Source organism: Lentzea sp. NPDC051838 (assembly GCF_040681245.1).
GTDB lineage: Bacteria > Actinomycetota > Actinomycetes > Mycobacteriales > Pseudonocardiaceae > Lentzea.
This window is the reverse complement of sequence record NZ_JBFAYI010000007.1, coordinates 79,454-104,241: the sequence shown is the minus strand read 5'-3', so window position 1 is coordinate 104,241 and position 24,788 is coordinate 79,454. Positions and strand designations below refer to the sequence as shown.

Below are 24,788 nucleotides of genomic sequence, written 5' to 3'. Positions count from 1 at the left end.
CGCACGGCCGCCGTACAGGTGTAGTCCGAGCGAGTGACGGGCCGGAGATGCGCACCACGTGGTAACGCGTCGGCAATCGCCACCTGGAATGCTGGAGGCATGGTCCTCTACCCGGTGATGAAGCATGTCGTCGCGCGCGCAGCCCGAGTTGTCTACCGCCCCGTGGTGGAAGGCTTGGAGAACATCCCCACCGACGGCCCGGTCATCCTGGCGGCCAACCATCTCAGCTTCATCGACAGCGTCGTGATCCCCATGGTGGTCCCGCGGCGGGTGTCGTTCCTCGCGAAGGCGGAGTACTTCACCGGCACCGGGTTCAAGGGCGCGCTGTCGCGCTGGTTCTTCTCGTCGCTGGGCCACGTGCCGGTGCACCGCGGCAAGGGGCGTGACGCTCGTGCCGCGCTCGACACCGCCGCCGAGATCCTCGCGCGTGGTGACGCGTTCGCGATCTACCCCGAGGGCACGCGTTCGCTCGACGGCAAGCTGCACCGCGGCCGCACCGGTGTCGCGCGCATGGCACTCGAGTCCGGAGCGCCGGTCATCCCGGTCGGCATCATCGGCACGGACAAGGTCCAGCCCGTCGGCAGCAAGTTCCCCAAGATCGTCCCCGTGACCATCCGCTTCGGCGAGCCGCTCGACTTCAGCCGCTACGACGGCATGCAGGAGTCGCTTCCGGTGCTGCGCAGCGTCACGGACGAGATCATCTACCGCATCCTGGACCTGAGCGGCCAGGAGTACGTCGACGCGTACCAGAAGACGCCGGTCGCCGCGTAACCCCTCAGCAACGCTCTCAGGACCTCGCAAGGGCCCTTCCCGCTTTCACGGCGGGGAGGGCCCTTGGCGTTTGTATGCGATATATCGGGCGGCTTGCCGATATGCGATATATCGGGCGCGGCGATATCCGATATGCAATACATCACATGCTGGACATCGGTCCCGGGAAACGACTGAGGCCCCCTCCGCGAACGGAGAGGGCCTCAGCCAAAGCGATATCCGATATATCGGCTGTGCCAGTCTTTTTGGCTCAGTCGTGGTTCGGACCGGTGTGGTACTCGAACACCAGGCCGCCGACCATGATCAGCACCATGATGATGGCGATCACGAGCAGCCACACGTGCCAGAACGCCACCGCGACACCGGCGGTCGCCGCCGCGGCCGCGAGACCGACCGGCCAGTACGAGCCCGGGCTGAAGAAGCCCAGCTCACCGGCGCCGTCGGAGACCTCGGCCTCGGGGTTGTCCTCCGGCCGCACCTCGATGCGGCGGGAGACGAACCGGAAGTAGGTGCCGGTGATCAGCGCCAGGCCGCCGGTCAGCGCGAGCGCCACCGTGCCGGTGGGCTCGACGTGGCCGGTCGCCGCGTGCGTCCAGTAGCCGTACACGACGGCCATCAGGAACGAGAAGCCCATCACCAGGTCGAATACGCGAGCTTCGATCTTCATCGCGTTGCGTGTCCCTACTTCTGACCCGAGCCGGAAGCCTCACGGGCGGTCCGGTCGGTGTTGAACGGGGTGGTCGTGGTCGCGAGCGGCGAGCACCAGTCCTTGCAGCCCACCTTCGCGAGCGCTTCGGCCGTGGTGTACGTCTTGCCCGTCTTCTCGTTGATCTCCTTGCGGTACTCGATGTACTTCTCGAAGTCGGCCTCCTCAAGGGCACGGACCTCGAAGTTCATCACCGCGTGGTAGGAGCCGCAGAGCTCGGCGCAACGGCCGACGAACGCACCGGGACGGTCGATCTGGTCGACCTGGAAGACGTTGTCCTGGTTGTTCTTCTCGGGCATCGGGAAGACGTCGCGCTTGAAGTGGAACTCCGGCACGAAGAACGAGTGGATGACGTCCGTCGAGCGCAGCGTGAACTGGATGCGCTTGCCGGCGGGCAGCACCATGATCGGGACCTCGCCCGAGGTGCCGACCGTGCTGACGACCTTGCCCTCTTCGGTCTTGTGGTCCGGGTACTGGAACTCCCAGTTCCACTGGAACGCGATCACGTCGACGTTGACGTCGGGCTTGCCCGACTTGTCCGTGACGTAGTTCTGCGTGATGGCGGTGAAGTAGAACAGCACCGCCACGATCACCGTCGGCACGACGATGAGCACGATCTCCAGCGGGAGGTTGTACGCCGTCTGGCGCGGCAGCTCTTCCGACTTCTTGCGGTGGAAGACCACCGACCACAGGATCAGACCCCACACGATGACGCCGACGACGAGCGCGGCGATCACGGACCAGGTCCAGAGCTCGCGCATCTTGTCGGCCTGCGGCGTGACGGCCTCCGGCCAGCCGAAGCGCAGCACCTCGTCCGTGGAGCAACCGGTGGCCCCGATACCGACCAGGCCTACCAGCCCGGCGGTCTTCGCCAGCCGGGATGCCCTGGTGCCCTCCTTCAGGCCCACTGCTCGCCCGCCTCCTCGTTCACAACTACTGGCCGTGCCAACGGATCAAGCGGGAGCGTAGCCCAGCGCACCCGGCCTCACCCCTTGGGGGCACTGCCGCTGCGGTGCAGTTTCGGTCACACAGAGCCGCTTCGGCATACTGAGGTCTTCCCCGTCGTATTTCTTGTGAGGTGCGAGACCCTTGTGCGGCCTGGCAGGACTTGTTTGCCCTAGCGAGAACGAGGCCGAGAGCGCGCGCCCGGCGGTGGAGGCCGCTCTGCGCTGCATGCGGCACCGCGGCCCGGACGAGAGCGGCACCCGGCGGGTCGACGAGGTCGTGTTCGGCTTCAACCGTCTCGCCATCATCGACATCGAGCACTCCCACCAGCCCCTGACCTGGGGGCCGCCGGAGGCGCCGAGCCGGTACACGATCAACTTCAACGGCGAGATCTACAACTACCTGGAACTGCGCGCCGAGCTCACCGAGTCCTACGGCGCGGTCTTCCACACCGACGGCGACACCGAGACGATCGTCGCCGCCTACCACTACTTCGGCCCAGCGGCGATCACGAAGCTGCGCGGCATGTTCGCCTTCATGATCTGGGACTCCGAGCGCGGCGTCGTGTTCGGCGGCCGCGACCCGTTCGGCATCAAGCCCCTGTACTGGGCGCAGGGCCAGGCCGGTGTCGCGTTCTCCAGCGAGAAGAAGATCCTGCTGGAGATCGCCCCGACGCTCGGCATCGACCCGAAGATGAACGTCAGGGGCCTGCAGCACTACCTGACGCTGCAGTACGTGCCGGAGCCCGCCTCGCTGCACGACCAGATCTTCCGCGTGGAGTCCGGTCACTCGTTCACGCTGACGCCGGGTGAGTCGCCGAAGTTCGAGCGCTACTTCCCCGCGAACTTCAAGATCCGCACGGTCCGCAGCGAGGCCGAGGCGGACGCGCTGTACGACGAGATCACGGCGGCGCTGCGCGACTCGGTCGCCAAGCACATGCGCGCGGACGTGACGGTCGGCTCGTTCCTGTCCGGCGGCATCGACTCGACGGTGGTCGCGGCCCTGGCCAAGGAGCACAACCCGGACCTGATCACGTTCACGACGGGCTTCGAGCGCCAGGGCTTCTCCGAGGTCGACGTGGCCGCGGAGTCGGCGGCGCTGATCGGCGTGAAGCACGTGGTCCGCACGGTGAGCGCGCAGGAGATGATGGACTCCCTGCCGCTGATCACCTGGTACCTCGACGACCCGGTGGCGGACCCGGCGTTGGTGCCGTTGTGGTTCATCGCCCGTGAGGCGCGGCAGCACGTGAAGGTCGTGCTGTCCGGCGAGGGCGCGGACGAGCTGTTCGGCGGGTACACGATCTACCGCGAGCCGTTGTCGCTGGCGGCGTTCGAGAAGGTGCCGGGCGCGCTGCGCAAGGCGATGGGCAAGGTCTCGACGAAGATCCCGCAGGGCGTGCGCGGCAAGGACCTGCTGCGTCGTGGCGCGTTGACGCTGGAGGAGCGCTACTACGGCAACGCGCGCATCTTCCTCGACCCGCAGCTGCGCGAGGTGCTGAAGACGTACGACTCGAACGTCTCGCACACGAACGTCACGGCCCAGCCGTACCGCGAGTCGCAGCACTGGGACCCGGTCACGCGCATGCAGCACGTCGACCTGTTCACGTGGCTGCGCGGCGACATCCTGGTCAAGGCCGACAAGATGACCATGGCGAACTCGCTGGAGCTGCGCGTTCCGTTCCTGGACCCCGAGGTCTTCAAGATCGCCTCGCAGATCCCGAGCGAGTTGAAGATCACGAAGGACACCACGAAGTTCGCGCTGCGCAAGGCGATCCGCGACATCGTGCCCGCGCACGTGCTGAACCGCCGCAAGCTCGGCTTCCCGGTGCCGATCCGGCACTGGCTCAAGGACGAGATGCACGACTGGGCCGTCGACATCGTGCGCACGTCGCAGACCGACCAGTACCTCGACAAGCGCGCGGTGCTGCGGCTGATCGAGGAGCACCGGTCCGGGATCATCGACCACAGCCGCCGCATCTGGGCGCTGCTGGTGTTCATGATCTGGCACGGCATCTTCGTCGAGGGCCGCATCAAGCCGGTGGTGCCGGAACCGCACTACCCGGTCAAGCTCTGACGAACGCGGGGCCCCTCTTCGGAGGGGCCCTTTCACTTACCTGCGACCCTGGGCACTGCAGATCGCATACGAGCTGACAATCGTCTCCGGCGACGCCATCAGCTCCAGGTAGCGGTCGAACTCGTCGTCGGCCAACGGCAGCTTCGCGCGCACCTGGCGCGCGGTGGTGGCGAGCAGCCGGCAGCCCGGCGAGCCGCCTTCCCACTCCTGCACCTCGCGTGAGCCGCTGACGTCGTGCAGGCCGGTGTCGACCAGCGCCTTCTCGATCCGCGCGCCCCACGCCAGCTCCGCGCCGGCCTGGTCGAGCAACGTCAGCAGGGCGTTCTTCACGCGCATGATCAGCTTCGCGTCGTCGGGCGCGGCCTTCAGGACCTCGAGCGGGAGGCAGTCGAACTCTTCGAGCACGAGCCAGCCGCCGGGGCGCAACGCGTCGCGCAGCTTGCGCAGGACGACGTCGCGGGCGGGAAGGTGGAAGAGCACCAGGCGTGCGTGGACCAGGTCGAACGCGTTGCCGGGTAATATATTGGATACTACGTCGTGCTCCAGGACGGTGACGTTGTCGCGTTCCTCGAGCCGGGACACGTCGAGATCGGTCACCGTCACGTGCCCGGACGGGGCGACGACGTCGGCGAGCCAGTTCGCCACCGATCCCCCGCCACCACCGACCTCCAGGCAGCGCCAGCCGTCCGCGATGCCGAGCTGCTCGACGCGGGCGAAGGTGCCCGCGTCGAGCAGGGAGCTCAGCGCGTCGAACTGAGGGTCGATCAACTCACCGGTGTTGCCGAACAGGTACGTCCCCATTGTCCGATCATGCCAGTGAAAATTGCGATGATCACGGCAGGACGGGAGCGATCTCCGCGGCCGCTTCGTCGCCGAACGCGCCGCGGATGCGGGTGAGCGCCGCCTCGCGGTCGAGCACCCACTCCTGCGTGCCGACGGTCTCGAGCACCTCGACGGCGATGAACGAGCCGAGCTGAGCCGAGCGCTCGATGCTCAGACCCGCGGTGATGCCGGCGAGGAAGCCCGCGCGGAAGCCGTCGCCGACACCGGTCGGGTCGGTCTTCGCGACCTCGGGCACCGCGGGGACGTGCAGCGAGAAGCCGTCCTTGTCGACGATCTCGACACCCTTGGCGCCGAGCGTCGTGATGCGCTTGCCGACGCGGGCGAGGACGTCGGCCTCGGTCCAGCCGGTCTTCTGCAGCAGCAGTTCCCACTCGTAGTCGTTGCTGAAGAGGTACTCGGCGCCCTCGATGAACGCGCGCGCCTGGTCGCCGTCCATGCGGGCCAGCTGCTGCGACGGGTCGACGGCGAACTTGTAGCCGCGCTGACGGCACTCGTCGGCGTGCCGGAGCATCGCGGCCGGGTCGTCCGGGCTGATCACGACGAGCTCGAGGTTCTCGACGCGGTTCGCGATCGGCGCGAGCTCGATGTTGCGCGCCTCGGCCATCGCACCGGCGTAGAAGGAGGCGATCTGGCACATGTCGTCGTCCGTCGTGCAGACGAACCGTGCGGTGTGCGCGACCTCGGACACGTACACGCCCGACGTGTCGACGCCGTGCCGCTCGAGCCACGAGCGGTAGTCGTCGAAGTCCTGGCCGACGGCGCCGACGAGCACCGGCCGCACCCCGAGGACGCCGAGGCCGAACGCGATGTTCGCGCCGATGCCACCGCGACGGACCACGAGGTCGTCGACCAGGAAGCTCAGTGACACGCGATCGAGACGCTCCGCGACCAGCTGGTCGGCGAATCGTCCCGGAAAGTGCATCAGATGGTCGGTCGCGATGCTGCCGCACACGGCTACCGGCACGTCGGCTCCTCTTTCCCTTGTTGCTCTACGTGACAACTCACCCGGATGAGTGCAGCTGTGAAGACTACCGTTTGGTAGGGCTAGTGCAGGTCAGACCACCGACATACGGTCGGGACGTGACGATCCCTGAGGCGACCACGATGAGTGAGCTGATCGAGGACTGCGCGCAGCTCCCCTTCGCTCTGACGCACCCCGAGCACCCCCTTCCCTCCCCGCGCGCGGCCGCGCCCTGGCAGGTCGACGAGCGGTGCACCCACCAGGTCGAAGGCCTGGGCGAGTACGGCGCCTAAAGGTATGCGCTGAACCACTGGGCCGATCACCAGTCCGAATCCCGGTTCGCACAAGCGAAAGGCCGCGTTCCCGTGCGGGAACGCGGCCTCCCGCGTTGGGTTCTCCTTAGTGGAACGAGTCGCCGCAGGCGCAAGACCCGCCGGCGTTCGGGTTGTCGATCGTGAAGCCCTGCTTCTCGATCGTGTCCACGAAGTCGATGACGGCACCTTCGACGTACGGCGCGCTCATGCGGTCAACGGCGACCTTCATGCCGTTGAAGTCGACCAGCGCGTCACCGTCGAGCGAGCGCTCGTCGAAGAACAGCTGGTAGCGCAGGCCAGCGCAACCGCCGGGCTGGACGGCGATGCGCAGGTGCATGTCGTCGCGGCCCTCCTGGTCGAGCAGCGCCTTCGCCTTGGAGGCGGCCGCATCGGTCAGCGTCACGCCGTGGGTCGGCGCCTCGGAGGTCGAAGCGGCATCCTGAGCGGTCGTCATGGCTCTCCTAAGAGGTCCTTTGCGGGCGGTTCGCCCATCAGCAACACGGGCGTTCCCCGCTTTGTTCCACTCCCATGGTCCCACAGCGACGCCTCATGTCGAACGTCACGTAGACCACCCTCAAGCCAACCTATATATCGGCCAGAGCCTTCAGTCCTGCTGCCGCCGGACCGCGGGATGGATCGTCAGGTGCAATGACCGCTGCTGGTCGCGGTGCTCGTCGAGCCGCTCGGGCTCGACCATCACCATCTCGGCGATGTTCTCGTCCGGCCAGTCCTTCGCCCTGGCCGCGTCGATGAAGCTCGCCTCGGACTGGGCCGCCACGATCCTCGCGCCGCAGATCTGGTGGTGCCAGATCTCCATCACGTCGTCCGGCGGCACCGCACCTCGTTGCACGGCGAGGTTCAACGCCACCAGCTGGTCCAGCTCGAGCACCACCGAGCTCTCCTCGCCGAACTCCTCCACGAGCCATGCGTCGACTTCCGAACTTCGATCCATCTGATTTCCCCCAGCTAGACCCTCTAACGCGACCACTGCACGGCGACGTGCTGCGCCGTTGCAATGAGACTTTTGCGGGCGTCCGCAATCGACTTTTGCACAGAGCCGACGTGGTCGGACACCGAGTAGGCCTCCTGGACGCCCGCGGCGCCCATCTCGCGGCGGCCGACGCTCACCTGGCCCGCGATGGCGACGCACGGGATGCCGCGCTCGGCGGCGCCGCTCGCGACCGCGGTGATGAGCTTGCCGCGCAGGGACTGCCAGTCGAAGCTGCCTTCGCCGGTGATGACGACGTCGGCGTCGTCGAGCGCGGCGTCGAGGCCGGTCAGCTCGCGGACGAGGCCGGCGCCGGACTTCATGGTCGCGCGCAACGAGAGGAGTGCGGCGCCAAGACCGCCCGCTGCTCCTGCGCCCGGTATATCGGATACGGGTTTGAGGACGTCCATCGCGGCGAGCTTGGCTTCGAGGCGTTCGACGGCTTCCGGGGACGCGCCCTTCTGCGGGCCGAACGTGCGGGCTGCACCGTGCGGGCCGAGCAGTGGGTTTTCGACGTCGGACGCCGCCACGAGCGATATATCAGTTGGTACGACACCCGCCTCGGCGAGAGCGGCGAGCATGCCGGCGCCGCCGTCGGTCGTTCCCGAGCCGCCGAGGCCGATCGTGATGACATCGTTGTCATCCGCAGCTGCCGCGATGAGCTCGCCCACGCCGCGCGTTGTGGCCGTCTCGCAGGACTCGGGGCGGAGTTCGGCAGGGATGAGGTGGAGGCCGCACGCTTCCGCGGACTCGATGTATGCACCGCGTCGACCGTCGGTGTGCACGCTGAGGTAGCGGGCTTCGACTGGCTTGCCGAGCGGGCCCGTGACACTGATATATCGGATATCACCGCCCAGGGCCGCGTGCAGAACGTCTACAAAACCGGGGCCGCCGTCGGCCAGTGGGCGTTCGGTGACGGCGTCGTCGGGCTTGGCCTCGCGCCAGCCGGTGGCGATGGCGTCGGCGGCCTCGCGGGCGGTGAGGGTGCCGCCGAAGCAGTCCGGAGCGATGAGTACGCGCACCTCGCGAAAGGTACCGAAAAACCACTGCCCTACCCTGGTGGTGTGAGGTTCCTGCGCCGCAGCTCTGACGACACCGCCGCCGCCGAGACGCCCGAGTCCGGGGCCGAGTTCGCCGACCCCGTCGAGAAGGGGCGCACGGCGGCCAAGGGCAAGGCCACGCCCAAGCGGCGTGAGGCGCAGGGCAGGCGCAGCGGTCCGGTTCCGCCTCCTCCCCGCACGCAGCGCGAGGCGTTCAAGCGCATGCGCGGCAACAAGGTGAGCAAGGAAGAGCGCCGTGCCGCGGCCACCGAGCGCCGTCAGCGCATGATGGCGGGCGAGGACAAGTACCTGCTGCCGCGCGACCGCGGTCCGGTCAAGGCCTACATCCGCGACCTGGTCGACTCGCGCCGCAACCTCATGGGCCTGTTCATGCCGCTCGCGATCCTGGTGTTCGTGGCGCTGCTGACGCCGTCGCTCGCGGTGCAGCGGTACGCGACGCTGGCGACGACGTTCATGCTCATCGCGATGGTCATCGAGGGTCTCGTCCTCGGCCGGCTCGTCACGAAGAAGGTCAGGGCGAAGTTCCCGACCGAGCCGATCAAGGGCCTCTCGATCGGCTGGTACTCGTTCATCCGCGCGAGCCAGCTGCGCAGGCTCCGCGTGCCCAAGCCGCGCGTGAAGCCGGGCGAAGCCATCAAATAGTGCGCGAGAAGCAACGCAAGCTTCAGCTGCCGGAGAAGCTGCGGTGGAACCACAACGAGTGGTACCGCCGCTGGCTGCTCCGGCAGTTGCCGTCTCGGGTCGAGTCTGCGCTGGACGTCGGCTGCGGCCTCGGTGATCTCGCACGATCGATCAACGCCCAGCACGTCACCGCGATCGACGCCAGCGAGCGCATGATCGAGCGCGCGAGTGCGACCAGCGACCGCATCGAGTGGATCCACGGCGACGTGCTCACCCACGATCTGGGGCGCTACGACGTCGTCACCGCCGAGGCGAGCTTGCACCACTTGCGGTTGCGAGAGGGTCTAACGCGGCTCGCCGAGCTGACCAAGCCCGGCGGAACGTTGATCGTCATCGGGCTGTACATGACGTCGACGAACGCGGACCGGGCGATGGAGCTCGTGACGTTGCCCGCGAACGCGATCATCGGACTGGCGAAGGCCGTCAACGGCACCGGCGGCAAGCCGCACGACACGGAGATGCCGGTGGTGATGACCGCGCCACCGTTGCCGGAGATCCGCGCGGCAGCAGCGGAGATCACCCCGGGAGCGCGTATCCGCAGGCACGTGTTCTGGCGGTATTCGCTGGTGTGGCGGGCACCCGAAGTTCATTAGCAGTACGAACGATTTCGGTTTAAGCTCCGATGTATGAAGTTCCGTCGACTCGGCCGCAGCGGCCTGTCCATCAGTGAGATCTCGTACGGCAACTGGCTCACCCACGGCTCGCAGGTTGAAGAAGAGCAGGCTCACGCGTGCGTGAAGGCGGCTCTGGAGTCGGGGATCACGACCTTCGACACCGCCGACGTCTACGCGAACACCGCCGCGGAGTCGGTGCTCGGCCGGGCGCTCAAGGGTGAGCAGCGCGAGTCGCTGGAGATCCTCACCAAGGTCTACTGGCCGACCGGTCCCGGTGGCGCCAACGACCGCGGTCTGGGCCGCAAGCACATCATGGAGTCGGCCAACGCGTCGCTGAAGCGGCTGCAGACCGACTACGTCGACCTCTACCAGGCCCACCGGTTCGACCACACCGTGCCGCTCGAAGAGACGATGCTGGCGTTCGCCGACCTCGTCCGCCAGGGCAAGGTCCTCTACGTCGGCGTCTCCGAGTGGACCGCCGAGCAGATCACCCGCGGTGCCGCGCTGGCCCGTGAGCTGCAGGTGCCGTTCGTGTCGCACCAGCCGCAGTACTCGATGCTGTGGCGCGTCATCGAGCCGCAGGTCATCCCGGCGTGCGAGCGCGAGGGCCTCAGCCAGATCGTCTTCTCCCCCGTCGCGCAGGGCATCCTGACCGGCAAGTACCTGCCGGGCGCCGAGGTGCCGGAGGGGTCACGCCTGGCCGACGCGCGTGGTTCGCAGATGATCTCGCGCTGGATGCGGGACGACGTGCTCAACGCCGTTCAGCAGCTCAAGCCGATCGCCGAGGAAGCCGGCATCACGATGGCGCAGCTCGCCGTCGCGTGGGTGCTGCGGAACCCGAACGTCGCCTCCGCGATCATCGGCGCGTCGCGGCCGGAGCAGGTCTTCGAGAACGTCAAGGCGATCGACGTCGTGCTCGACGACGACGTGCTCAAGCAGATCGACAACGTCCTCGAGGGCGTCATCACCGACGACCCCCGTTTGACCGCCCAGGGCTAGCCAGCGGGGTGGAGGCTCATCGGGCCGTACACCTCGGATTCCGCGCGCAGCAGCGTGACCTGCTCGACCCCGGCGTCGAGCAGGTCACGCCACTCGGCGCTGAACCACTCCTCGGCCTCGGTCTGCTCGGAGAACATCACATCCGGGCCCGCGACGTCGCGTCCCTGTGCATCCTGGTAGCGCCAGCGGAACTCCATGGGACGAAGGCTAACTCTTGTCATCTCGCACGCTCGTGCTCGGCGGAGCGCGTTCAGGCAAGTCAGCGCACGCGGAAGGCCTGCTCGTCGAGCCGGTCGTGACTTACGTCGCAACCGCCCAGCGCTACCCCGACGACCCGGACTGGGACGCGCGCATCGCGCTGCACGTCGCCCGGCGCCCGGCGACCTGGCACACGGTCGAGGCGTCCGCGCCACCCGACCTGCCCGCGTTGCTCACAGCAACGCAGTACGAGGACCCGCCGATCCTGGTCGACGACCTCTCGACGTGGCTGGTCGGAGTGCTGGACCACGCCGAAGCTTGGGAGGGGAACGGCGAGGAGGCGATCGAACGCCACGTCGACGAACTGGTGAGCTCGGTCGCGACGTGCCGGGCTCGGCTGGTGCTCGTGACCGCGGAGGTCGGCCTCGGCGTGATCCCCTCGACGCGCTCAGGCAGACTCTTCCGCGATCACCTCGGCTCGCTCAACGCGCGCGTCGCCGAGGTGTGCGACGAGGTCGTGCTGCTCGTCGCGGGAATCCCGTTGAAGCTGCGATAGGAGCCAAGGTGAGCACCGAGTTCCCGCCGGTCGAACCGCCGGACGAGACCGTTCTGCGCGAGGCAGAGGCCCGGCACGCGGTGCTGACCAAGCCGGTCGGCTCGCTCGGACGGCTCGAGGAGCTGGGCAACTGGATCGCGGCGTGCCAGGGCGTCGTGCCGCCGAAGCCGTTCGTGCGGCCTCGGGTCGTCGTGTTCGCGGGCGACCACGGCGTGACGGCGCAGGGCGTGTCGGCGTTCCCGAGCGAGGTCACCGGCCAGATGGTCGCGAACTTCCTCACCGGCGGCGCCGCGGTGAACGTGCTCGCGCAGGTCGCCGGCGCCACGGTGCGGGTGGTCGACATGGCCGTCGACTCGGACACCCCGGCGGTGGTCAGCCAGCACAAGGTGCGGCGCTCGTCCGGGTCGATCGACCGCGAGGACGCGCTCACCCGTGAGCAGTGCGAGCTGGCGATCGCGGCCGGTCGCGCCATCGCCGACGAGGAGGTCGACGCGGGCGCGGACGTGCTCGTCGCCGGCGACATGGGCATCGGCAACACGACGCCGGCCGCGGTGCTGATCGCGTCGCTGACCGGGTCGGAGCCCGTCGCGGTGGTCGGTCGCGGCACCGGCATCGACGACCAGGCGTGGATGCGCAAGACGGCGGCGATCCGGGACGCGCTGCGCCGGGCTCGTCTGGTGATCAGCGACCCGATCGCGTTGCTGGCGACGGCCGGTGGCGCCGACCTGGCCGCGATGGCCGGGTTCCTGGCACAGGCCGCTGTCCGCCGGACTCCCGTCGTGCTCGACGGCGTCGTCGTCGGTGCGGCCGCTGTCGTCGCCGAGGAGCTGGCTCCGGGTGCGCGTGAGTGGTGGGTGGCCGGGCACCAGTCGGCCGAGCCCGCGCACGCGATCGCGTTGGGCCACCTCAACCTGAAGCCGCTGCTGGAGTTCGAGATGCGGCTCGGCGAGGGTTCCGGCGCGGTGGCGGCGCTGCCGTTGCTGATCTCGGCGGTGAAGGTGCTCGCGGAGATGGCGACCTTCGAGAGCGCCGGCGTCACGAACAAGGAATGAAGCTCTGCCCAAATGAAACTGGCGCTGTCCTGGCTGACGGTCCTGCCGCTGCGCGTCGATCACGTCGACCGCAAAGCGGCAGGGCGGGCCATTGCATACACGCCGATTGTCGGCGTTCTACTCGGCGCGTTCGTCATCGGCGTGCTCAAGCTGTTGGCAATATCCAATATATCGGCGTTGGTGGCCGGGTTCCTGGTCGTCGGCGTCGTCGCGCTGTCGACACGCGGTATGCACCTCGACGGTCTGGCGGACACTGCAGACGGTCTGGGGTGTTACGGGCCGCCCGAGCGTGCGCTGCAGGTGATGAAGGACGGCGGTGCCGGACCGTTCGGCGTCGTCACGCTGATCGTCGTGCTGGGAGCGCAGGCCGCAGCACTCCCCCACGCTCACTGGGGTGTCGTACTGCTGGCGTTCGCGACGAGCAGGGCCGCGTTCGGTGTCTGCTGTATGCAGAACGTGCCCGCCGCACGACCCGAGGGGCTCGGGGCTTTGGTAGCCGGTACACAGCATCCAATGCTGGTCGCCGGCACATGGGTGGTGCTCGCCGCCGCGGCGGTTCCGCTCGGGTGGCGGGCGGTCGTCGCCGTCGTCGTCGCGTTCGCACTCGTGTGGGGGCTCGTGAAGCACACCGGAAAGCGTTTCGGCGGCATCACCGGTGATGTGCTCGGTGCTGCCGCCGAAATCGCGCTTCTGGCCGTACTCGTAATTGCTTAGCCCAGAGTCGTCATCCAGCTGTGGGTGTCGGCGACGTGGCCGTGCTGGAGGCCGGTCAGGCGCTCGCGCAGCTTCATCGTCACCGAGCCGGTGCCGCCGTCGGCGACGTCGAACTCGCCCCCGGCGTGCTTGACGTGGCCGACCGGCGTGATGACCGCGGCCGTGCCACAGGCGAAGACCTCGGTGAGCTCACCGGAGGCGTTGGCCTTCTCCCACTCGTCGGTGGAGATGCGGCGTTCCTCGACGGTCAGGCCGAGGTCGGACGCCAGCTGCAGCAACGAGCTGCGGGTGATGCCGGGCAGCAGCGTGCCGGTCAGCTCCGGGGTGACGACCTTGTCTCCGAAGACGAAGAACAGGTTCATGCCGCCCATCTCCTCGACCCAGCGGCGTTCCACCGCGTCGAGCCAGACGACCTGGTCGCAGCCCTTTTCGGCGGCTTGTGCCTGGGCGACGAGGGAGGCGGCGTAGTTGCCGGCGAACTTGGCCGCGCCGGTACCACCGGGGGCCGCGCGCACGTACTCGGTCGAGAGCCACACGCTCACCGGGCGGACACCGCCCGCGAAGTAGGAGCCGGCGGGTGAGGCGATCAGCACGAACAGGTACTCGGACGCGGGTCGCACGCCGAGGCCCTTCTCCGTGGAGATCATGAACGGCCGCAGGTAGAGGGACTCCTCCTGCGCTGACGGCACCCAGCGGTCGTCGACCGCCAGGATCTGCCGCACCGACTCGAGGAAGAGCTCGTCGGGAAGTTCGGGCATCGCCATGCGGCGGGCCGAGGCGCGGAAGCGCTCGGCGTTGGCCTCAGGGCGGAAGGACGCGATCGAACCGTCGGGCTGGCGGTAGGCCTTGAGCCCTTCGAAGATCGCTTGGCCGTAGTGCAGCACCATTGCCGCGGGGTCGAGTGAGAGAGAGCTGTAGGGCCCGACTTCAGCGTCGTGCCAGCCCTTCTCGCGGTTCCAGCGGATCGTCACCATGTGGTCGGTGAAGTGCTGCCCGAAGCCCGGCTTGGCAAGTACCTCCGCTACGCGCTCCGGGGTCGCCGGGTGCGGGTGGGGAGTCCGGGTGAAAGGCAACTCGCTCGTCATGTGAGCACGGTAACCCGCTGGTCGGGATACGGAAAATCGTCTTCTCAAAACTCGGACGTCCTACTAAGTCGGACTATATAGAGTGCCCGGCCATGACCAAGGAAGAACGATCTTCGTTAGGCGCCGACGCACGCACCGTCGGACAGGCCGCGCTCCTCGTCGTGGGCACCGGCGTCACGCTCATCAACGGCTGGATGCTGGGCGGTGTGGGCGGGGTCGTCGGCGCGGTGATCTTCGCCGGGATGTTCCTGGCCTGCTACTGGGCGATCACGAAGGACGGCCCGAGCACCAACGGCCGCATCATCGGGCTTGCGGTGTGTGTTGGCGTGACGCTGCTCGTTTTCCTCTCAGTGCTGCTGTCAAACCGATGAGTCCGGTGCCGGCCCCCAGCCCCGCGAGCGAGATCAGCAGGGCGGGGATCGGCATGCTCATCGCGAGCAGCACCGAGAGCCCGAGTCCGAGGCAGGCCGTGCGCATCGGCCACGTGCGGTCGTTCTGCAGCAGCACACGCGCCGACGCGTTCGTGAAGGCGTAGTAGAACAACATCGCGCACGCCGCCACGCCCAGCGCGGTCGCCATCGGCATGAAGGCGATCGCGAGAGCGGAACCCACGACCACGGCGAGGGTGAGCACGCTCGGCTTGAGGCGTGACGGGAGGTCGCCGTCCTCGACAAGTCCCGTCAGCGTGCGGTGTGCGGACAAGAGAACGAAGTGCAACGCGGCCACACCGGCGACCGCTGCCGCGATCTGCACCAACGGCACCAAGGCGGACGCGTCGGCCGCGACGAGCGCGTCTCGCAGCGGGGCGGGTGACAACGCGAGGCGCGCGCTGCCGAGCTGACGGAGCACGCCTGCACCGACCGCGAGGTAGACCACGAAGGACAGTCCGATGAGGACTGGAATCGCGAACTTCATCACTGACACCGAATGCGGCTGCTCACCCCGGTGCGGCGCGGTGATGCGTTCGAATCCCGCGAACGCCGCGAACATCAGGCCCGCGACGCCGACGAGCTCGTTGACCGAGCCCGCTTCGCCCGCCGACGGCACCGGTTCGATCGAGAACACCGACGCGACCACGAGTGCCAGCACACCGAGGACCACCAGCGACGCGGCCACGCTGACACCCACGCCGAACCGGAACCCGGCCGCGCCGAGCAACGCCGTGCCCGCGACGAGCACCAGCGCCCCGATCACCGGCTGGTTCGGCACCACGTACGCGCCGAACGTCAACGCCACCGCCGCCGCCATGGCGCACCTGCTGAGCAGGTGGACGCTCGCCGTCATCCGTGCGGGCCACACGCCGAGCTGCGCGCGCACGTAGCCGTAGCCGCCGGCGGCGTCGGGGTAGGCGCGGGACTGGTCGGCGGTCGAGAACGCGGAGCACAGCGCGGCGGCCGCGGAAAGGGCGAGTGCGGGGAGCACCCACCAGCCCGCAAGGCCTGCGGCGGAGGCGAATCCGGCGAAAACCCCCGCACCGAGCACCGCGGGGAGACCGAGCGCGACCGTACCGACGATCTCGCGGGGCTTGTGGGTCACCGGTACACATTCGCAGATGCGGCATCCGGTCGTAACCACCCGGTCGACTGATGCGCGAAATGGGCGAACCGCCCCGGAAGCACCACCGTGAGCAACTGTCAACGTCACTGATTGCGGCCGAACGTGGCGGGCCTCGGCATTAGTGGACAGTCGGACCTTTAGCATAGGTCACGATTCCGAGCACCCCTACCACGCACAACCCTGGAGCAGCACGTGACAGCCCCGAAGCTGGCCCTCACCGAAGGTGACCTGAGCACCACCGCCGCGGACGCAGTCGTCGTGGGCACCCTGCAGGGTGCGGACGGTCTGGAGCTCGCCCCCGGTGCCGAAGCTGTCGCCGCCGCGTTCGACGGTGCGCTGCTCGAGGTGCTCGGCACCCTGCGCGCGTCCGGCAAGGCCGACGAGCTCGTGAAGGTGCCGACGTTCGGCAAGATCGCCGCCCCGCTCGTGCTGGCCGTCGGCCTCGGCAAGACCGCCGGGGAGGAGCAGGTGCGCCGCGCGTCCGGTGTCGCCGCCCGCGCGCTCGCCGGCAAGAAGCGCGCCATCAACACGCTGGCCTCGCTGCACGTCGCGGCCGCCGCCGAGGGCACGCTGCTCGGCGCCTACTCGTTCACCGAGTACAAGTCCGACAAGGGTGAGGGCGCGGTCGCGAAGGTCGACCTGCACGCCGCCGGGTCCAAGGAGAACAAGGCCGCCCTGAAGGCCGCCGTCGCGATCGCCGAGGCCGTCGCCATCGCGCGCGACTTCATCAACACGCCGCCGAACGACCTCTACCCCGGCTCGTTCGCCGACCGCGCCTCCAAGCTCGCCACGGCCGCCGGTCTCGACGTCGAGGTGCTCGACGAGAAGGCGCTCAAGAAGCAGGGCTTCGGCGGCATCCTGGGCGTCGGCGGCGGTTCGACGCGCCAGCCGCGTCTCGTGCGCATCTCGTACAAGGGCGCGAAGGCCGTCAAGAAGGTCGCCCTGGTCGGCAAGGGCATCACGTTCGACACCGGCGGCATCTCGATCAAGCCGGCCGCGGGCATGGACGAGATGACGTCCGACATGTCCGGTGCCGCCGCGATCGTCGCCACGATGGTGCTCGCCGCGAAGCTCAAGTACCCGCTGGAGATCATCGCGTCGATCCCGATGGCGGAGAACATGCCGTCCGGCGACGCGTACCGCCCCGGCGACGTGCTGACCATGTACGGCGGCAAGACCGTCGAGGTGCTCAACACCGACGCCGAGGGCCGGCTGATCCTGTCCGACGCCATCGTGCGCGCGTGCGAGGACGGCCCGGACTACCTGATCGAGACCGCGACCCTGACCGGCGCGCAGGTCGTGGCCCTGGGCAAGCGCACCTCGGGCGTCATGGGCTCCGACGAGTTCCGCGACCGCGTGGCGGCCATCGGCACCGCGGTCGGCGAGTCGGCGTGGCCGATGCCGCTGCCCGAGGAGCTCCGCGCGGACCTCGACTCGCGCCTGGCCGACCTCGCGAACGTCACCGGCCACCGCTGGGGCGGCATGCTCGCGGCGGGCCTGTTCCTGCGCGAGTTCGTGGCCGAGGGCGTGCAGTGGGCGCACATCGACATCGCGGGCCCGGCGTACCACACGGGTGGCGCGTACGGATACACCTCGAAGGGCGGCACCGGCGTTCCGGTCCGGACCATCGCGGCCGTTCTGGCGGACATCGCGGCCAACGGCTGATTTCGTTTTCTTCGCTTTCTCCGGCGCGGGCGGACTTCCTTTTCGGGAACTCCGCCCGCGTCTTTTAGGTCGAGCACGTGGTGAGGCTCGCGGCGCCCCGCTCACCAGCGTTTGCAATGACCCGTTTGCAGACGAAGTCCAAAGAGTCATTGCTAGGGTGCAGGTCAGGGCGGGCCCTGGAACTGATATATCGGCTGGGTTGGCGCGCTGACGAGTGCGGGCGGGACTGATATATCGGTGTCGGCGGGTGTGTCGGTTCCTGCTCGCCACTTCTTGAAAGGCCTGCGCGTCGGTTCGGTGGTCAGCGGGACCATCTAGTCGATTCAGAACTTCGGGGGGGTTCGTTCATCTCGACGGAGAACTCGAACCCGGGTTTCCGATGGGTTCATCCGTTCGAGGTGTTCGTGCGGATCGACGGTGAGCCCGAGCCCAGGCCGAGGCGCGGCTGGAGGCGTTGCGGCGGGAGTTGCTCGGCGAGGAGCCAACGGGTGGCGGCTGAACGGAGACGCGGGGCTAGGTCGGCAGGACCTGGGAGAGGAGGATTTCCACATGGGGACGCATCGGTACGAGGTGGACGTCGTCTGGACCGGGAACAGCGGGAGCGGGACTTCCGGGTACAAGGACTACGAGCGTGCGCACGAGGTTCGGGCCGAGGGCAAGGAGCTGATCCTCGGGTCGTCGGACCCGTCGTTCCGGGGCGACCGGAGCAGGTACAACCCCGAGGAGCTGCTCGTCGCGTCGCTGTCGCAGTGCCACATGCTGTGGTACCTGCATCTCGCGTCGGTCAACGGGGTGGTCGTCACCGGGTACAGCGATCACGCGACCGGGACTATGGCCGAGCACCCCGACGGGTCCGGGCGGTTCACCGAGGTGGTGCTCAACCCCGTGGTGGCGGTGGCCGATCCGGAGACGCGGGAGACCGCGCAGGCGTTGCACGAGAAAGCGCACTCGATGTGCTTCATCGCGGCGAGCGTCAATTTTCCCGTGCGCCACGAACCGACCGTGACGGCTTAAAGATCGCCGGACGCCTTTTTGCGCGCGGTGTAGTCGCGCATGCGCTTCGGGTAGCCGACGATGCCGGCGTCGTAGATCGGCATGCCTTGTTTGCGGGCGAACGCTCGCGCGGCGTCGGGTGAGGCGACGCGGCGGCGGGTCCACTCGCCGTCGTGAGCGACCAGGACCACAGTGGTTTCGGTCACCGTCGTCTTCGGCTCGACGTAGGCCTCCACGCCGTGACGGCTCTTCGTCCACTGCTCGAGGTGGCTCGTGTCCTGGTTGGACGCCGTGCGCAGCACACCGGGACGTGGCTTCCTGCGAAAACGATCGAACAGCCCCATCGAGCACCTCCTGTGCGTCCCTCCACCATGGTGCCAGGTACGGGTGTTATGAGTAGGTGAATGATCAGATCGAGACGTGGTGTCCTATGCCGGATCACCATGCTCTGGCAACTAGTGACAAGATGGCCGCGTACCTCGCGCGCACCCGCGCGTAGTAAGTAATCCCGAGGAGATCCGAAGTGACTTCGCCGGAACTGGAGTCGGCCACCAACGCCGATCTCGTCATCCTCGGCGGTGGATCGGGTGGCTACGCCTGCGCTTTCCGCGCGGCTGAGCTCGGCCTGTCCGTCGTCCTGGTCGAGAAGGACAAGCTGGGTGGCACCTGCCTGCACCGCGGTTGCATCCCCACCAAGGCGCTGTTGCACGCGGCCGAGGTGGCGGACAACGCCCGCGAAGGCGACCAGTTCGGTGTGAAGTCCTCGCTCGAGGGCATCGACATCGCCGGCGTCAACTCGTACAAGGACGGCGTGATCTCGCGGCTCTACAAGGGCCTGCAGGGTCTCGCGAAGGCCAACAAGGTCACCATGGTCGAGGGCGCGGGCACGTTCGTCGGCCCGAACACCGTCGTCGTGAACGGCCAGCGCTACGTCGGCAAGAACGTGGTGCTCGCCACCGGTTCGTACGCCCGCAGCCTGCCCGGTCTGGAGATCGGCGGCCGCGTGATCACCAGCGACCAGGCGCTCAACCTGGACTTCATCCCGGAGAAGGTCGTCGTCCTGGGCGGCGGCGTCATCGGCGTGGAGTTCGCGAGCGTGTGGCGGTCGTTCGGCGCCGAGGTGACCATCGTCGAGGCTCTGCCCCGCCTGGTCCCGGCCGAGGACGAGTACGCGTCCAAGCAGCTCGAGCGCGCCTTCCGCAAGCGCGGCATCAAGTTCAAGACCGGTGTGAAGTTCACCGGCGCCACGCAGACCGACTCGGGCGTGTCCGTCACGCTGGAGAACGGCGACGTCCTCGACGCCGACCTGCTGCTGGTCGCGGTCGGCCGCGGCCCGAACAGCGCGGGCCACGGCTACGAGGAGGCCGGAATCCAGATCGACCGCGGCTTCGTCATCACCAACGAGCGCCTGCGCACGAACCTGCCGAACGTGTACGCCGTCGGCGACATCGTGCCGGGCCTGCAGCTCGCGCACCGCGGTTTCCAGCAGGGCATCTTCGTGGCCGAGGAGATCGCCGGCCAGAACCCGAAGGTGATCGACGAGGCGGGCATCCCGCGCGTCACCTACTGCAAGCCCGAGGTCGCCTCCGTCGGTCTCACCGAGGCCGCCGCGAAGGAGAAGTACGGCTCCGCGGAGGTTTTCATCTACGACCTCGCGGGTAACGGCAAGAGCCAGATCCTCAAGACCGCCGGTGGCGTGAAGCTGGTCAAGGCGCCCGACGGCCCCGTTGTCGGCGTGACCATGGTCGGCGAACGCGTCGGCGAGCTCATCGGTGAGGCCCAGCTGATCTACAGCTGGGAGGCTTACCCGGAGGACGTGGCTCCGCTGATCCACGCCCACCCGACCCAGACTGAAGCCCTTGGTGAGGCCTTCCTCGCCTTGGCCGGCAAGCCGCTGCACGTGCACGGCTGACCGTTCCCCACACAAAGTCAGCCACACGACAGCACGAGGAGTCAGCGAACCAATGGCCTTCTCCGTCCAGATGCCCGCCCTCGGCGAGAGCGTTACCGAGGGCACCGTCACCCGGTGGTTGAAGCAGGAAGGCGACCGGGTGGAGGTGGACGAGCCGTTGCTCGAGGTGTCCACCGACAAGGTCGACACCGAGATCCCCTCCCCCGCGGCGGGCGTCCTGCAGAAGATCGTCGCCCAGGAGGACGACACCGTCGAGGTCGGCGGCGAGCTCGCGATCATCGGTGACGGCGACGCCGCCCCCGCCGCCGCGCCCGCCCCCGCTCCGGAAGCCGCACCGGCTCCGGCCGCGCCCGCTCCTGTCGCCGAGGCTCCGGCCGCCCCGGCCCCGGCTGCTCCCGCGGCCGCGCCGTCCGCCGGTCCGGTCTCGGGCACCGACGTCACCATGCCCGCGCTCGGCGAGTCCGTCACCGAGGGCACCGTCACCCGCTGGCTCAAGCAGGTCGGCGACAGCGTCGAGGTCGACGAGCCGCTGCTCGAGGTCTCGACCGACAAGGTCGACACCGAGATCCCGTCGCCGGTCGCGGGCACGCTGCTCGAGATCAGCGCCGGCGAGGACGAGACCGTCGAGGTCGGCGGCAAGCTCGCCGTCATCGGCTCGGGCAGCCCGGCTCCGGCCGCCGCCCCTGCCCCTGCCCCTGCCCCGGCACCCGCGCCCGCCCCGGCTGCTCCGGCTCCCGCGCCGGTCGCCGCTCCGGCCCCGGCTCCCGCTGCTCCGGCGCCCGCCCCGGCTCCGGTTGCCGCCCCGGCCGCGCCTGCCGCTCCCGCCGGCGACGACGCGAACGGCACGCCGTACGTCACTCCGCTCGTGCGCAAGCTCGCGTCGGAGAACGGCATCGACCTGGGCTCGCTGAAGGGCACCGGCGTCGGTGGCCGCATCCGCAAGCAGGACGTGCTCGCCGCCGTCGAGGCCAAGAAGGCCCCGGCGCCGGCACCCGTCGCCGCTCCCGCTGCCGCTGCTCCGGCCGCCCGCACCGCGACCGCCCCGACGGTCGACAACTCGGGCAAGCGCGGCACCGTGCAGAAGCTCCCGCGCCTGCGCCAGATCGTCGCGCAGCGCACGCGTGAGTCGCTGCAGCAGTCGGCCCAGCTCACCCAGGTGTTCGAGGTCGACGTGACCAAGATCGCCCGGCTGCGCAACCAGGCCAAGAAGGCGTTCGAGGCTCGTGAGGGCGCGAAGCTCACGTTCCTGCCGTTCTTCGCGAAGGCCGCCATCGAGGCCCTCAAGGCCCACCCGGTGCTCAACGCGTCGATCGACGAGGAGCGCAAGGAGGTCACGTACCACGGTGCCGAGCACCTCGGTCTGGCGATCGACACGGAGCGCGGCCTGCTCAACGCCGTGATCCACAACGCCGGTGACCTGAACCTGTCGGGCATCGCCCACAAGATCGGTGACCTGGCGGCGCGCGCCCGTTCGAACAAGCTCACCCCGGACGAGCTCGCCGGCGGCACGTTCTCGCTGACCAACCTGGGCAGCAACGGCGCGCTCTTCGACACCCCGATCATCCAGCAGCCACAGGTCGGCATCCTGGGCGTCGGCGTGGTGAAGAAGCGCGCGGTCGTCATCACCGACGAGGCCGGCGACGACACCATCGCGATCCGTTCGATGATGTACCTCGCGCTCACCTACGACCACCGCCTGGTCGACGGTGCCGACGCGGGCCGCTTCCTCACGACGGTCAAGAACCGTCTCGAGGAGGGCGCGTTCGAGGCCGACCTCGGTCTCTGACGCCACTGAGCAGTACTGATATCCGATATATTGGATATCGACCGAAGGCCACCCCGGGTTCGCCCGGGGTGGCCTTCGGCACATCTGGCGTCCGGTATGCGAAGTACTGCTGTGCACGCGATGGTTGAGTGCGGAACGATCTAGGCATGCGGGTAGTCATCGCGGGGTCTTCGGGACTGATCGGCACGAGCCTGGTGGCGTCGATGCGCGCCGCCGGTCACGAGGTGCTGCGGCTGGTGCGCCGCAAAGCCGCCGCCCCGGACGAACGCGGCTGGGACCCGTACGCCGGACGCATCGACGACGGGACGTTCGACGGCGTCGACGCCGTCATCAACCTGTGCGGCGCGGGCATCGGCGACAAGCGCTGGGACGACGCGCGCAAGCAGGTGCTGCACGACAGCCGGGTCGTGCCGGCCGAGGTGCTGTCGGCGGCGGTCGTCGAGCACGGCGTGCCGGTGCTGGTGAGCTCGTCGGGCGCCCACTTCTACGGCGACACCGGCTCGCGGCTCGCGGACGAGGACGCGCCGGGCGGCCACACGTTCATGTCGCGGCTGACCCAGGAGTGGGAAGCGGCGACGTCCGTGGCGCAGAAGGCCGGTGTCCGTGTCGTACTGATGCGCACCGCTGTCGTCATCTCTCCTTCAGGCGGTGTATTCGGTCGACTGAAGCCCGTCTTCCAGTTCTTCCTGGGCGGCAAGCTCGGGACCGGCGACCAGTTCTTCCCCTGGGTGTCGCTGGACGACGTCGTCTCCGCCTACCGGTTCGTCGTCGAGCACGACGACATCGTCGGGCCGGTCAACGTCGCGGGACCGACGCCGGTGACGAACGCCGAGTTCACCAAGGCGGTCGGCAACGCGCTGCACCGGCCGACGCCGTGGTCGGTGCCGGCGTTCGCGCTGAAGACGTTGCTCGGCGGTGAGATGGCGCAGGAGTTGCTGCTCAGCGGACCGGGCCTCACGCCGAAGGCGCTGGAGAGCCACGGCTTCCACTTCATGCATCCCGCGTTGCCGGCGGCGCTGAACGCGGCGGTCGCATGACTCGTGTGGTCGCCGCCGCGCTGGTGATCTCGTGGATCCTGCTGGGAATGCCCGAGGTCACCTGGCTCGACGTGTGGGTGCACGACTTTCTGCCCCGGCCGGAGTGGCTGCGGACGACTGCATACGTTGTGGGCTTGGTGCTCGGGCCGACGATCGGCTGGACGTTCGCGGCTGTGTTGTTCGTGCTCGCATGGCGACGACGAGATCTGCGGCTGTGGAAAGCGCTCGCATTGCATGCAATATGTTGCGCGACGCTGCTGACGCGGTGGTTCTTCGATCGTATGCGGCCGATTGAATACCATCTGCCGAGCTATCCGAGCGGGCACGCGGTGGCGATCGCGTCGGTGGCGTTCACCATCGTCGTGCTGACGAAGCGCTACCTGGCGTGGGGCGTGCTCGCGGTGCTCGTGGGCGGGTTCGCCAGGGTCGTGCTGGAGATGCACTGGGTCACCGACGTCATCGGCGCGGTGCTGGGTGTGACGGGCGTGGGACTCGTGGCAGCACTGGCTTTGGGGTTGGTAACGTCGGGTCGTGAACTCGTGCCGCACCTCGTCAGACCCCGTCGTCGTCCGTGAGCTGGGCCTCATCGACTACATGGCGGCGTGGGACCTCCAGAAGGAGCTCGCCGAGGAGCGCGCGGGTACCGCTGGGCCGGACACGATGCTTCTGCTCGAACACCCGCCCGTTTACACCTGCGGTCGCCGCACGCTCGACGAGGAACGTCCGGTCGGCGGCAGCACCCCGGTCATCGACGTCGACCGCGGCGGCAAGATCACCTGGCACGGCCCCGGCCAGCTCGTCGGCTACCCGATCGTCAAGCTCACCGACCCCATCGACGTCGTCGAGTACGTGCGCCGCATCGAACAGGGCTTGATCGACGTGTGTGATCAGCTCGGCGTGCACACCGGCCGGGTCGAGGGCCGCAGCGGCGTGTGGATCCCCGCCGACGACCGAGGCCCCGAGCGCAAGGTCGCCGCGATCGGCATCCGCGTGCAGCGCGGCGTGACCATGCACGGCTTCGAGATCAACTGCAACGCGAGCCTCGAGGCGTTCGGCGACATCATCCCGTGTGGCATCAAGGACGCGGGCGTCGCTTCGCTTTCCTTCGAGCTCAGCCGGGACGTCACGGTGACCGAGGTGCTGCCGCTCGCTCGTGACTCTGTGCTAGCAGCCCTTGACGGAACGCTCCCCCTGACGGACCGCACTTTGACCCGCACTGGCCCCGTCGCGCCGGGAATCACCTTCGCTAGCATTCCGTAGCCCCGCGCGGGTTGCGG

The 24,788-nt window shown here is 68.5% G+C and carries 28 protein-coding genes; 17 read left to right on the top strand and 11 right to left on the bottom strand.

Features of this window, described 5'->3' with window-relative positions; genetic code table 11:
• Positions 1–99 precede the first annotated feature (99 nt).
• On the top strand, positions 100–771 hold the full coding sequence (locus AB0M24_RS18615; protein WP_363768627.1) for a lysophospholipid acyltransferase family protein: 672 nt from the start codon (positions 100–102) through the stop codon (positions 769–771).
• Between the two features lie 250 nt (positions 772–1,021).
• On the opposite strand, the gene AB0M24_RS18610 is transcribed toward AB0M24_RS18615, so the two are convergent.
• Both AB0M24_RS18610 and coxB read right to left on the bottom strand, forming a co-directional pair.
• Complete coding sequence (locus AB0M24_RS18610; RefSeq protein ID WP_363768624.1) at positions 1,022–1,438, bottom strand: cytochrome c oxidase subunit 4; 417 nt, start codon at positions 1,436–1,438, stop codon at positions 1,022–1,024.
• 14 nt (positions 1,439–1,452) lie between these two features.
• Entirely contained in the window at positions 1,453–2,385 is a 933-nt protein-coding gene (gene coxB, locus AB0M24_RS18605) for a cytochrome c oxidase subunit II (protein ID WP_363768621.1), read from the bottom strand.
• 181 nt (positions 2,386–2,566) lie between these two features.
• On the opposite strand from coxB, the gene asnB reads away from it, so the two are divergent.
• Positions 2,567–4,495, top strand: coding sequence for an asparagine synthase (glutamine-hydrolyzing) (gene asnB / locus AB0M24_RS18600; protein ID WP_363768618.1), 1,929 nt, complete (start codon positions 2,567–2,569; stop codon positions 4,493–4,495).
• 36 nt (positions 4,496–4,531) lie between these two features.
• On the opposite strand, the gene AB0M24_RS18595 is transcribed toward asnB, so the two are convergent.
• Together AB0M24_RS18595 and AB0M24_RS18590 are read right to left on the bottom strand one after the other, a co-directional pair.
• A complete protein-coding gene (locus tag AB0M24_RS18595) occupies positions 4,532–5,296 on the bottom strand; it encodes a methyltransferase domain-containing protein (RefSeq protein ID WP_363768615.1) in 765 nt (254 codons plus the stop codon).
• Positions 5,297–5,327: 31 nt separating this feature from the next.
• The gene (locus AB0M24_RS18590; protein WP_363769313.1) at positions 5,328–6,260 is read right to left on the bottom strand and encodes a carbohydrate kinase family protein; all 933 of its coding nucleotides are present in this window, start codon (positions 6,258–6,260) and stop codon (positions 5,328–5,330) included.
• A 158-nt stretch (positions 6,261–6,418) separates the two neighbouring features.
• On the opposite strand from AB0M24_RS18590, the gene AB0M24_RS18585 reads away from it, so the two are divergent.
• A complete protein-coding gene (locus tag AB0M24_RS18585; RefSeq protein WP_363768612.1) occupies positions 6,419–6,592 on the top strand; it encodes a hypothetical protein in 174 nt (57 codons plus the stop codon).
• A gap of 106 nt (positions 6,593–6,698) precedes the next feature.
• Here the strand turns inward: AB0M24_RS18585 and AB0M24_RS18580 are convergent, their stop codons facing one another.
• The 3 genes from AB0M24_RS18580 to AB0M24_RS18570 form a co-directional block, all read right to left on the bottom strand.
• On the bottom strand, positions 6,699–7,067 hold the full coding sequence (locus AB0M24_RS18580; protein ID WP_045309323.1) for an iron-sulfur cluster assembly accessory protein: 369 nt from the start codon (positions 7,065–7,067) through the stop codon (positions 6,699–6,701).
• A gap of 150 nt (positions 7,068–7,217) precedes the next feature.
• Positions 7,218–7,565: a hypothetical protein gene (locus AB0M24_RS18575; protein ID WP_363768608.1), complete on the bottom strand. Its 348-nt coding sequence runs from the start codon at positions 7,563–7,565 to the stop codon at positions 7,218–7,220.
• A gap of 23 nt (positions 7,566–7,588) precedes the next feature.
• Positions 7,589–8,623, bottom strand: coding sequence for a glycerate kinase (locus AB0M24_RS18570; RefSeq protein ID WP_363768605.1), 1,035 nt, complete (start codon positions 8,621–8,623; stop codon positions 7,589–7,591).
• Between the two features lie 42 nt (positions 8,624–8,665).
• Here AB0M24_RS18570 and AB0M24_RS18565 point away from each other — a divergent pair, with 42 nt between their 5' ends.
• From AB0M24_RS18565 to AB0M24_RS18555, 3 genes are read left to right on the top strand one after another with little or no spacing between them, the layout of a single operon-like run.
• Positions 8,666–9,304 (top strand): DUF3043 domain-containing protein, encoded by a 639-nt coding sequence (locus AB0M24_RS18565; protein ID WP_363768602.1) that lies wholly within the window; start codon positions 8,666–8,668, stop codon positions 9,302–9,304.
• Positions 9,304–9,936, top strand: a complete 633-nt coding sequence (locus AB0M24_RS18560; RefSeq protein WP_363768599.1) for a methyltransferase domain-containing protein — start codon at positions 9,304–9,306, stop codon at positions 9,934–9,936. Before AB0M24_RS18565 ends, AB0M24_RS18560 begins: the two co-directional genes overlap by 1 nt.
• Positions 9,937–9,969: 33 nt before the next feature.
• The gene (locus tag AB0M24_RS18555; RefSeq protein ID WP_363768596.1) at positions 9,970–10,956 is read left to right on the top strand and encodes an aldo/keto reductase family protein; all 987 of its coding nucleotides are present in this window, start codon (positions 9,970–9,972) and stop codon (positions 10,954–10,956) included.
• Here AB0M24_RS18555 and AB0M24_RS18550 read toward each other — a convergent pair.
• Positions 10,953–11,153, bottom strand: a complete 201-nt coding sequence (locus AB0M24_RS18550; RefSeq protein ID WP_363768593.1) for a hypothetical protein — start codon at positions 11,151–11,153, stop codon at positions 10,953–10,955. The two genes, AB0M24_RS18555 and AB0M24_RS18550, sit on opposite strands and share 4 nt — an antisense overlap.
• Before the next feature lie 17 nt (positions 11,154–11,170).
• On the opposite strand from AB0M24_RS18550, the gene cobU reads away from it, so the two are divergent.
• The 3 genes from cobU to cobS are packed head-to-tail and all read left to right on the top strand — an operon-like array spanning position 11,171 to position 13,476.
• A complete protein-coding gene (gene cobU / locus AB0M24_RS18545; protein WP_363768590.1) occupies positions 11,171–11,710 on the top strand; it encodes a bifunctional adenosylcobinamide kinase/adenosylcobinamide-phosphate guanylyltransferase in 540 nt (179 codons plus the stop codon).
• 8 nt (positions 11,711–11,718) lie between these two features.
• Positions 11,719–12,762 (top strand): nicotinate-nucleotide--dimethylbenzimidazole phosphoribosyltransferase, encoded by a 1,044-nt coding sequence (gene cobT, locus AB0M24_RS18540; protein ID WP_363768588.1) that lies wholly within the window; start codon positions 11,719–11,721, stop codon positions 12,760–12,762.
• A gap of 12 nt (positions 12,763–12,774) precedes the next feature.
• A complete protein-coding gene (cobS, locus tag AB0M24_RS18535) occupies positions 12,775–13,476 on the top strand; it encodes an adenosylcobinamide-GDP ribazoletransferase (RefSeq protein WP_363768585.1) in 702 nt (233 codons plus the stop codon).
• Here the strand turns inward: cobS and AB0M24_RS18530 are convergent.
• Complete coding sequence (locus tag AB0M24_RS18530) at positions 13,473–14,561, bottom strand: branched-chain amino acid aminotransferase (RefSeq protein ID WP_363768582.1); 1,089 nt, start codon at positions 14,559–14,561, stop codon at positions 13,473–13,475. The genes cobS and AB0M24_RS18530 overlap by 4 nt on opposite strands.
• Positions 14,562–14,653: 92 nt before the next feature.
• Between AB0M24_RS18530 and AB0M24_RS18525 the strand changes: the two genes are divergently transcribed.
• Positions 14,654–14,932, top strand: a complete 279-nt coding sequence (locus tag AB0M24_RS18525; RefSeq protein ID WP_363768579.1) for a hypothetical protein — start codon at positions 14,654–14,656, stop codon at positions 14,930–14,932.
• On the opposite strand, the gene AB0M24_RS18520 is transcribed toward AB0M24_RS18525, so the two are convergent.
• Positions 14,862–16,097, bottom strand: coding sequence for an amino acid permease (locus AB0M24_RS18520; protein ID WP_363768576.1), 1,236 nt, complete (start codon positions 16,095–16,097; stop codon positions 14,862–14,864). The genes AB0M24_RS18525 and AB0M24_RS18520 overlap by 71 nt on opposite strands.
• Before the next feature lie 213 nt (positions 16,098–16,310).
• Between AB0M24_RS18520 and AB0M24_RS18515 the strand changes: the two genes are divergently transcribed.
• Together AB0M24_RS18515 and AB0M24_RS18510 are read left to right on the top strand one after the other, a co-directional pair.
• Positions 16,311–17,783, top strand: a complete 1,473-nt coding sequence (locus tag AB0M24_RS18515) for a leucyl aminopeptidase (protein ID WP_363768574.1) — start codon at positions 16,311–16,313, stop codon at positions 17,781–17,783.
• 549 nt (positions 17,784–18,332) lie between these two features.
• Positions 18,333–18,797 carry an OsmC family protein gene (locus AB0M24_RS18510; protein WP_363768572.1) on the top strand — a complete coding sequence of 155 codons (465 nt, stop codon included), beginning with the start codon at positions 18,333–18,335 and terminating at the stop codon, positions 18,795–18,797.
• Here AB0M24_RS18510 and AB0M24_RS18505 read toward each other — a convergent pair.
• Positions 18,794–19,120 carry an oxidoreductase gene (locus tag AB0M24_RS18505; RefSeq protein WP_363768569.1) on the bottom strand — a complete coding sequence of 109 codons (327 nt, stop codon included), beginning with the start codon at positions 19,118–19,120 and terminating at the stop codon, positions 18,794–18,796. The genes AB0M24_RS18510 and AB0M24_RS18505 overlap by 4 nt on opposite strands.
• Positions 19,121–19,299: 179 nt before the next feature.
• On the opposite strand from AB0M24_RS18505, the gene lpdA reads away from it, so the two are divergent.
• From lpdA to lipB, 5 genes are all read left to right on the top strand, one after another.
• Positions 19,300–20,688 carry a dihydrolipoyl dehydrogenase gene (gene lpdA / locus AB0M24_RS18500; RefSeq protein ID WP_363768566.1) on the top strand — a complete coding sequence of 463 codons (1,389 nt, stop codon included), beginning with the start codon at positions 19,300–19,302 and terminating at the stop codon, positions 20,686–20,688.
• A gap of 52 nt (positions 20,689–20,740) precedes the next feature.
• Complete coding sequence (gene sucB / locus AB0M24_RS18495) at positions 20,741–22,474, top strand: 2-oxoglutarate dehydrogenase, E2 component, dihydrolipoamide succinyltransferase (RefSeq protein WP_363768563.1); 1,734 nt, start codon at positions 20,741–20,743, stop codon at positions 22,472–22,474.
• A gap of 146 nt (positions 22,475–22,620) precedes the next feature.
• A complete protein-coding gene (locus AB0M24_RS18490; RefSeq protein WP_363768560.1) occupies positions 22,621–23,511 on the top strand; it encodes a TIGR01777 family oxidoreductase in 891 nt (296 codons plus the stop codon).
• Positions 23,508–24,086, top strand: a complete 579-nt coding sequence (locus AB0M24_RS18485) for a phosphatase PAP2 family protein (RefSeq protein WP_363768557.1) — start codon at positions 23,508–23,510, stop codon at positions 24,084–24,086. The genes AB0M24_RS18490 and AB0M24_RS18485 overlap by 4 nt, the downstream gene beginning before the upstream one ends.
• Positions 24,043–24,771 (top strand): lipoyl(octanoyl) transferase LipB, encoded by a 729-nt coding sequence (gene lipB / locus AB0M24_RS18480; RefSeq protein WP_363768554.1) that lies wholly within the window; start codon positions 24,043–24,045, stop codon positions 24,769–24,771. Before AB0M24_RS18485 ends, lipB begins: the two co-directional genes overlap by 44 nt.
• Positions 24,772–24,788: the final 17 nt, after the last annotated feature.

Excerpts from the sequence above, each read along its gene's own strand:
- AB0M24_RS18615 (WP_363768627.1), top strand. The coding sequence starts at position 100 with ATGGTCCTCTACCCGGTGATGAAGCATGTCGTCGCGCGCGCAGCCCGA.
- AB0M24_RS18580 (WP_045309323.1), bottom strand. The coding sequence starts at position 7,067 with ATGACGACCGCTCAGGATGCCGCTTCGACCTCCGAGGCGCCGACCCAC.
- AB0M24_RS18525 (WP_363768579.1), top strand. The coding sequence starts at position 14,654 with ATGACCAAGGAAGAACGATCTTCGTTAGGCGCCGACGCACGCACCGTC.
- AB0M24_RS18505 (WP_363768569.1), bottom strand. The coding sequence starts at position 19,120 with ATGGGGCTGTTCGATCGTTTTCGCAGGAAGCCACGTCCCGGTGTGCTG.
- AB0M24_RS18575 (WP_363768608.1), bottom strand. The coding sequence starts at position 7,565 with ATGGATCGAAGTTCGGAAGTCGACGCATGGCTCGTGGAGGAGTTCGGC.
- cobS (WP_363768585.1), top strand. The coding sequence starts at position 12,775 with ATGAAACTGGCGCTGTCCTGGCTGACGGTCCTGCCGCTGCGCGTCGAT.
- sucB (WP_363768563.1), top strand. The coding sequence starts at position 20,741 with ATGGCCTTCTCCGTCCAGATGCCCGCCCTCGGCGAGAGCGTTACCGAG.
- AB0M24_RS18490 (WP_363768560.1), top strand. The coding sequence starts at position 22,621 with ATGCGGGTAGTCATCGCGGGGTCTTCGGGACTGATCGGCACGAGCCTG.
- AB0M24_RS18610 (WP_363768624.1), bottom strand. The coding sequence starts at position 1,438 with ATGAAGATCGAAGCTCGCGTATTCGACCTGGTGATGGGCTTCTCGTTC.
- AB0M24_RS18530 (WP_363768582.1), bottom strand. The coding sequence starts at position 14,561 with ATGACGAGCGAGTTGCCTTTCACCCGGACTCCCCACCCGCACCCGGCG.
- AB0M24_RS18550 (WP_363768593.1), bottom strand. The coding sequence starts at position 11,153 with ATGGAGTTCCGCTGGCGCTACCAGGATGCACAGGGACGCGACGTCGCG.
- AB0M24_RS18595 (WP_363768615.1), bottom strand. The coding sequence starts at position 5,296 with ATGGGGACGTACCTGTTCGGCAACACCGGTGAGTTGATCGACCCTCAG.
- AB0M24_RS18510 (WP_363768572.1), top strand. The coding sequence starts at position 18,333 with ATGGGGACGCATCGGTACGAGGTGGACGTCGTCTGGACCGGGAACAGC.
- AB0M24_RS18485 (WP_363768557.1), top strand. The coding sequence starts at position 23,508 with ATGACTCGTGTGGTCGCCGCCGCGCTGGTGATCTCGTGGATCCTGCTG.
- AB0M24_RS18555 (WP_363768596.1), top strand. The coding sequence starts at position 9,970 with ATGAAGTTCCGTCGACTCGGCCGCAGCGGCCTGTCCATCAGTGAGATC.
- AB0M24_RS18590 (WP_363769313.1), bottom strand. The coding sequence starts at position 6,260 with ATGCACTTTCCGGGACGATTCGCCGACCAGCTGGTCGCGGAGCGTCTC.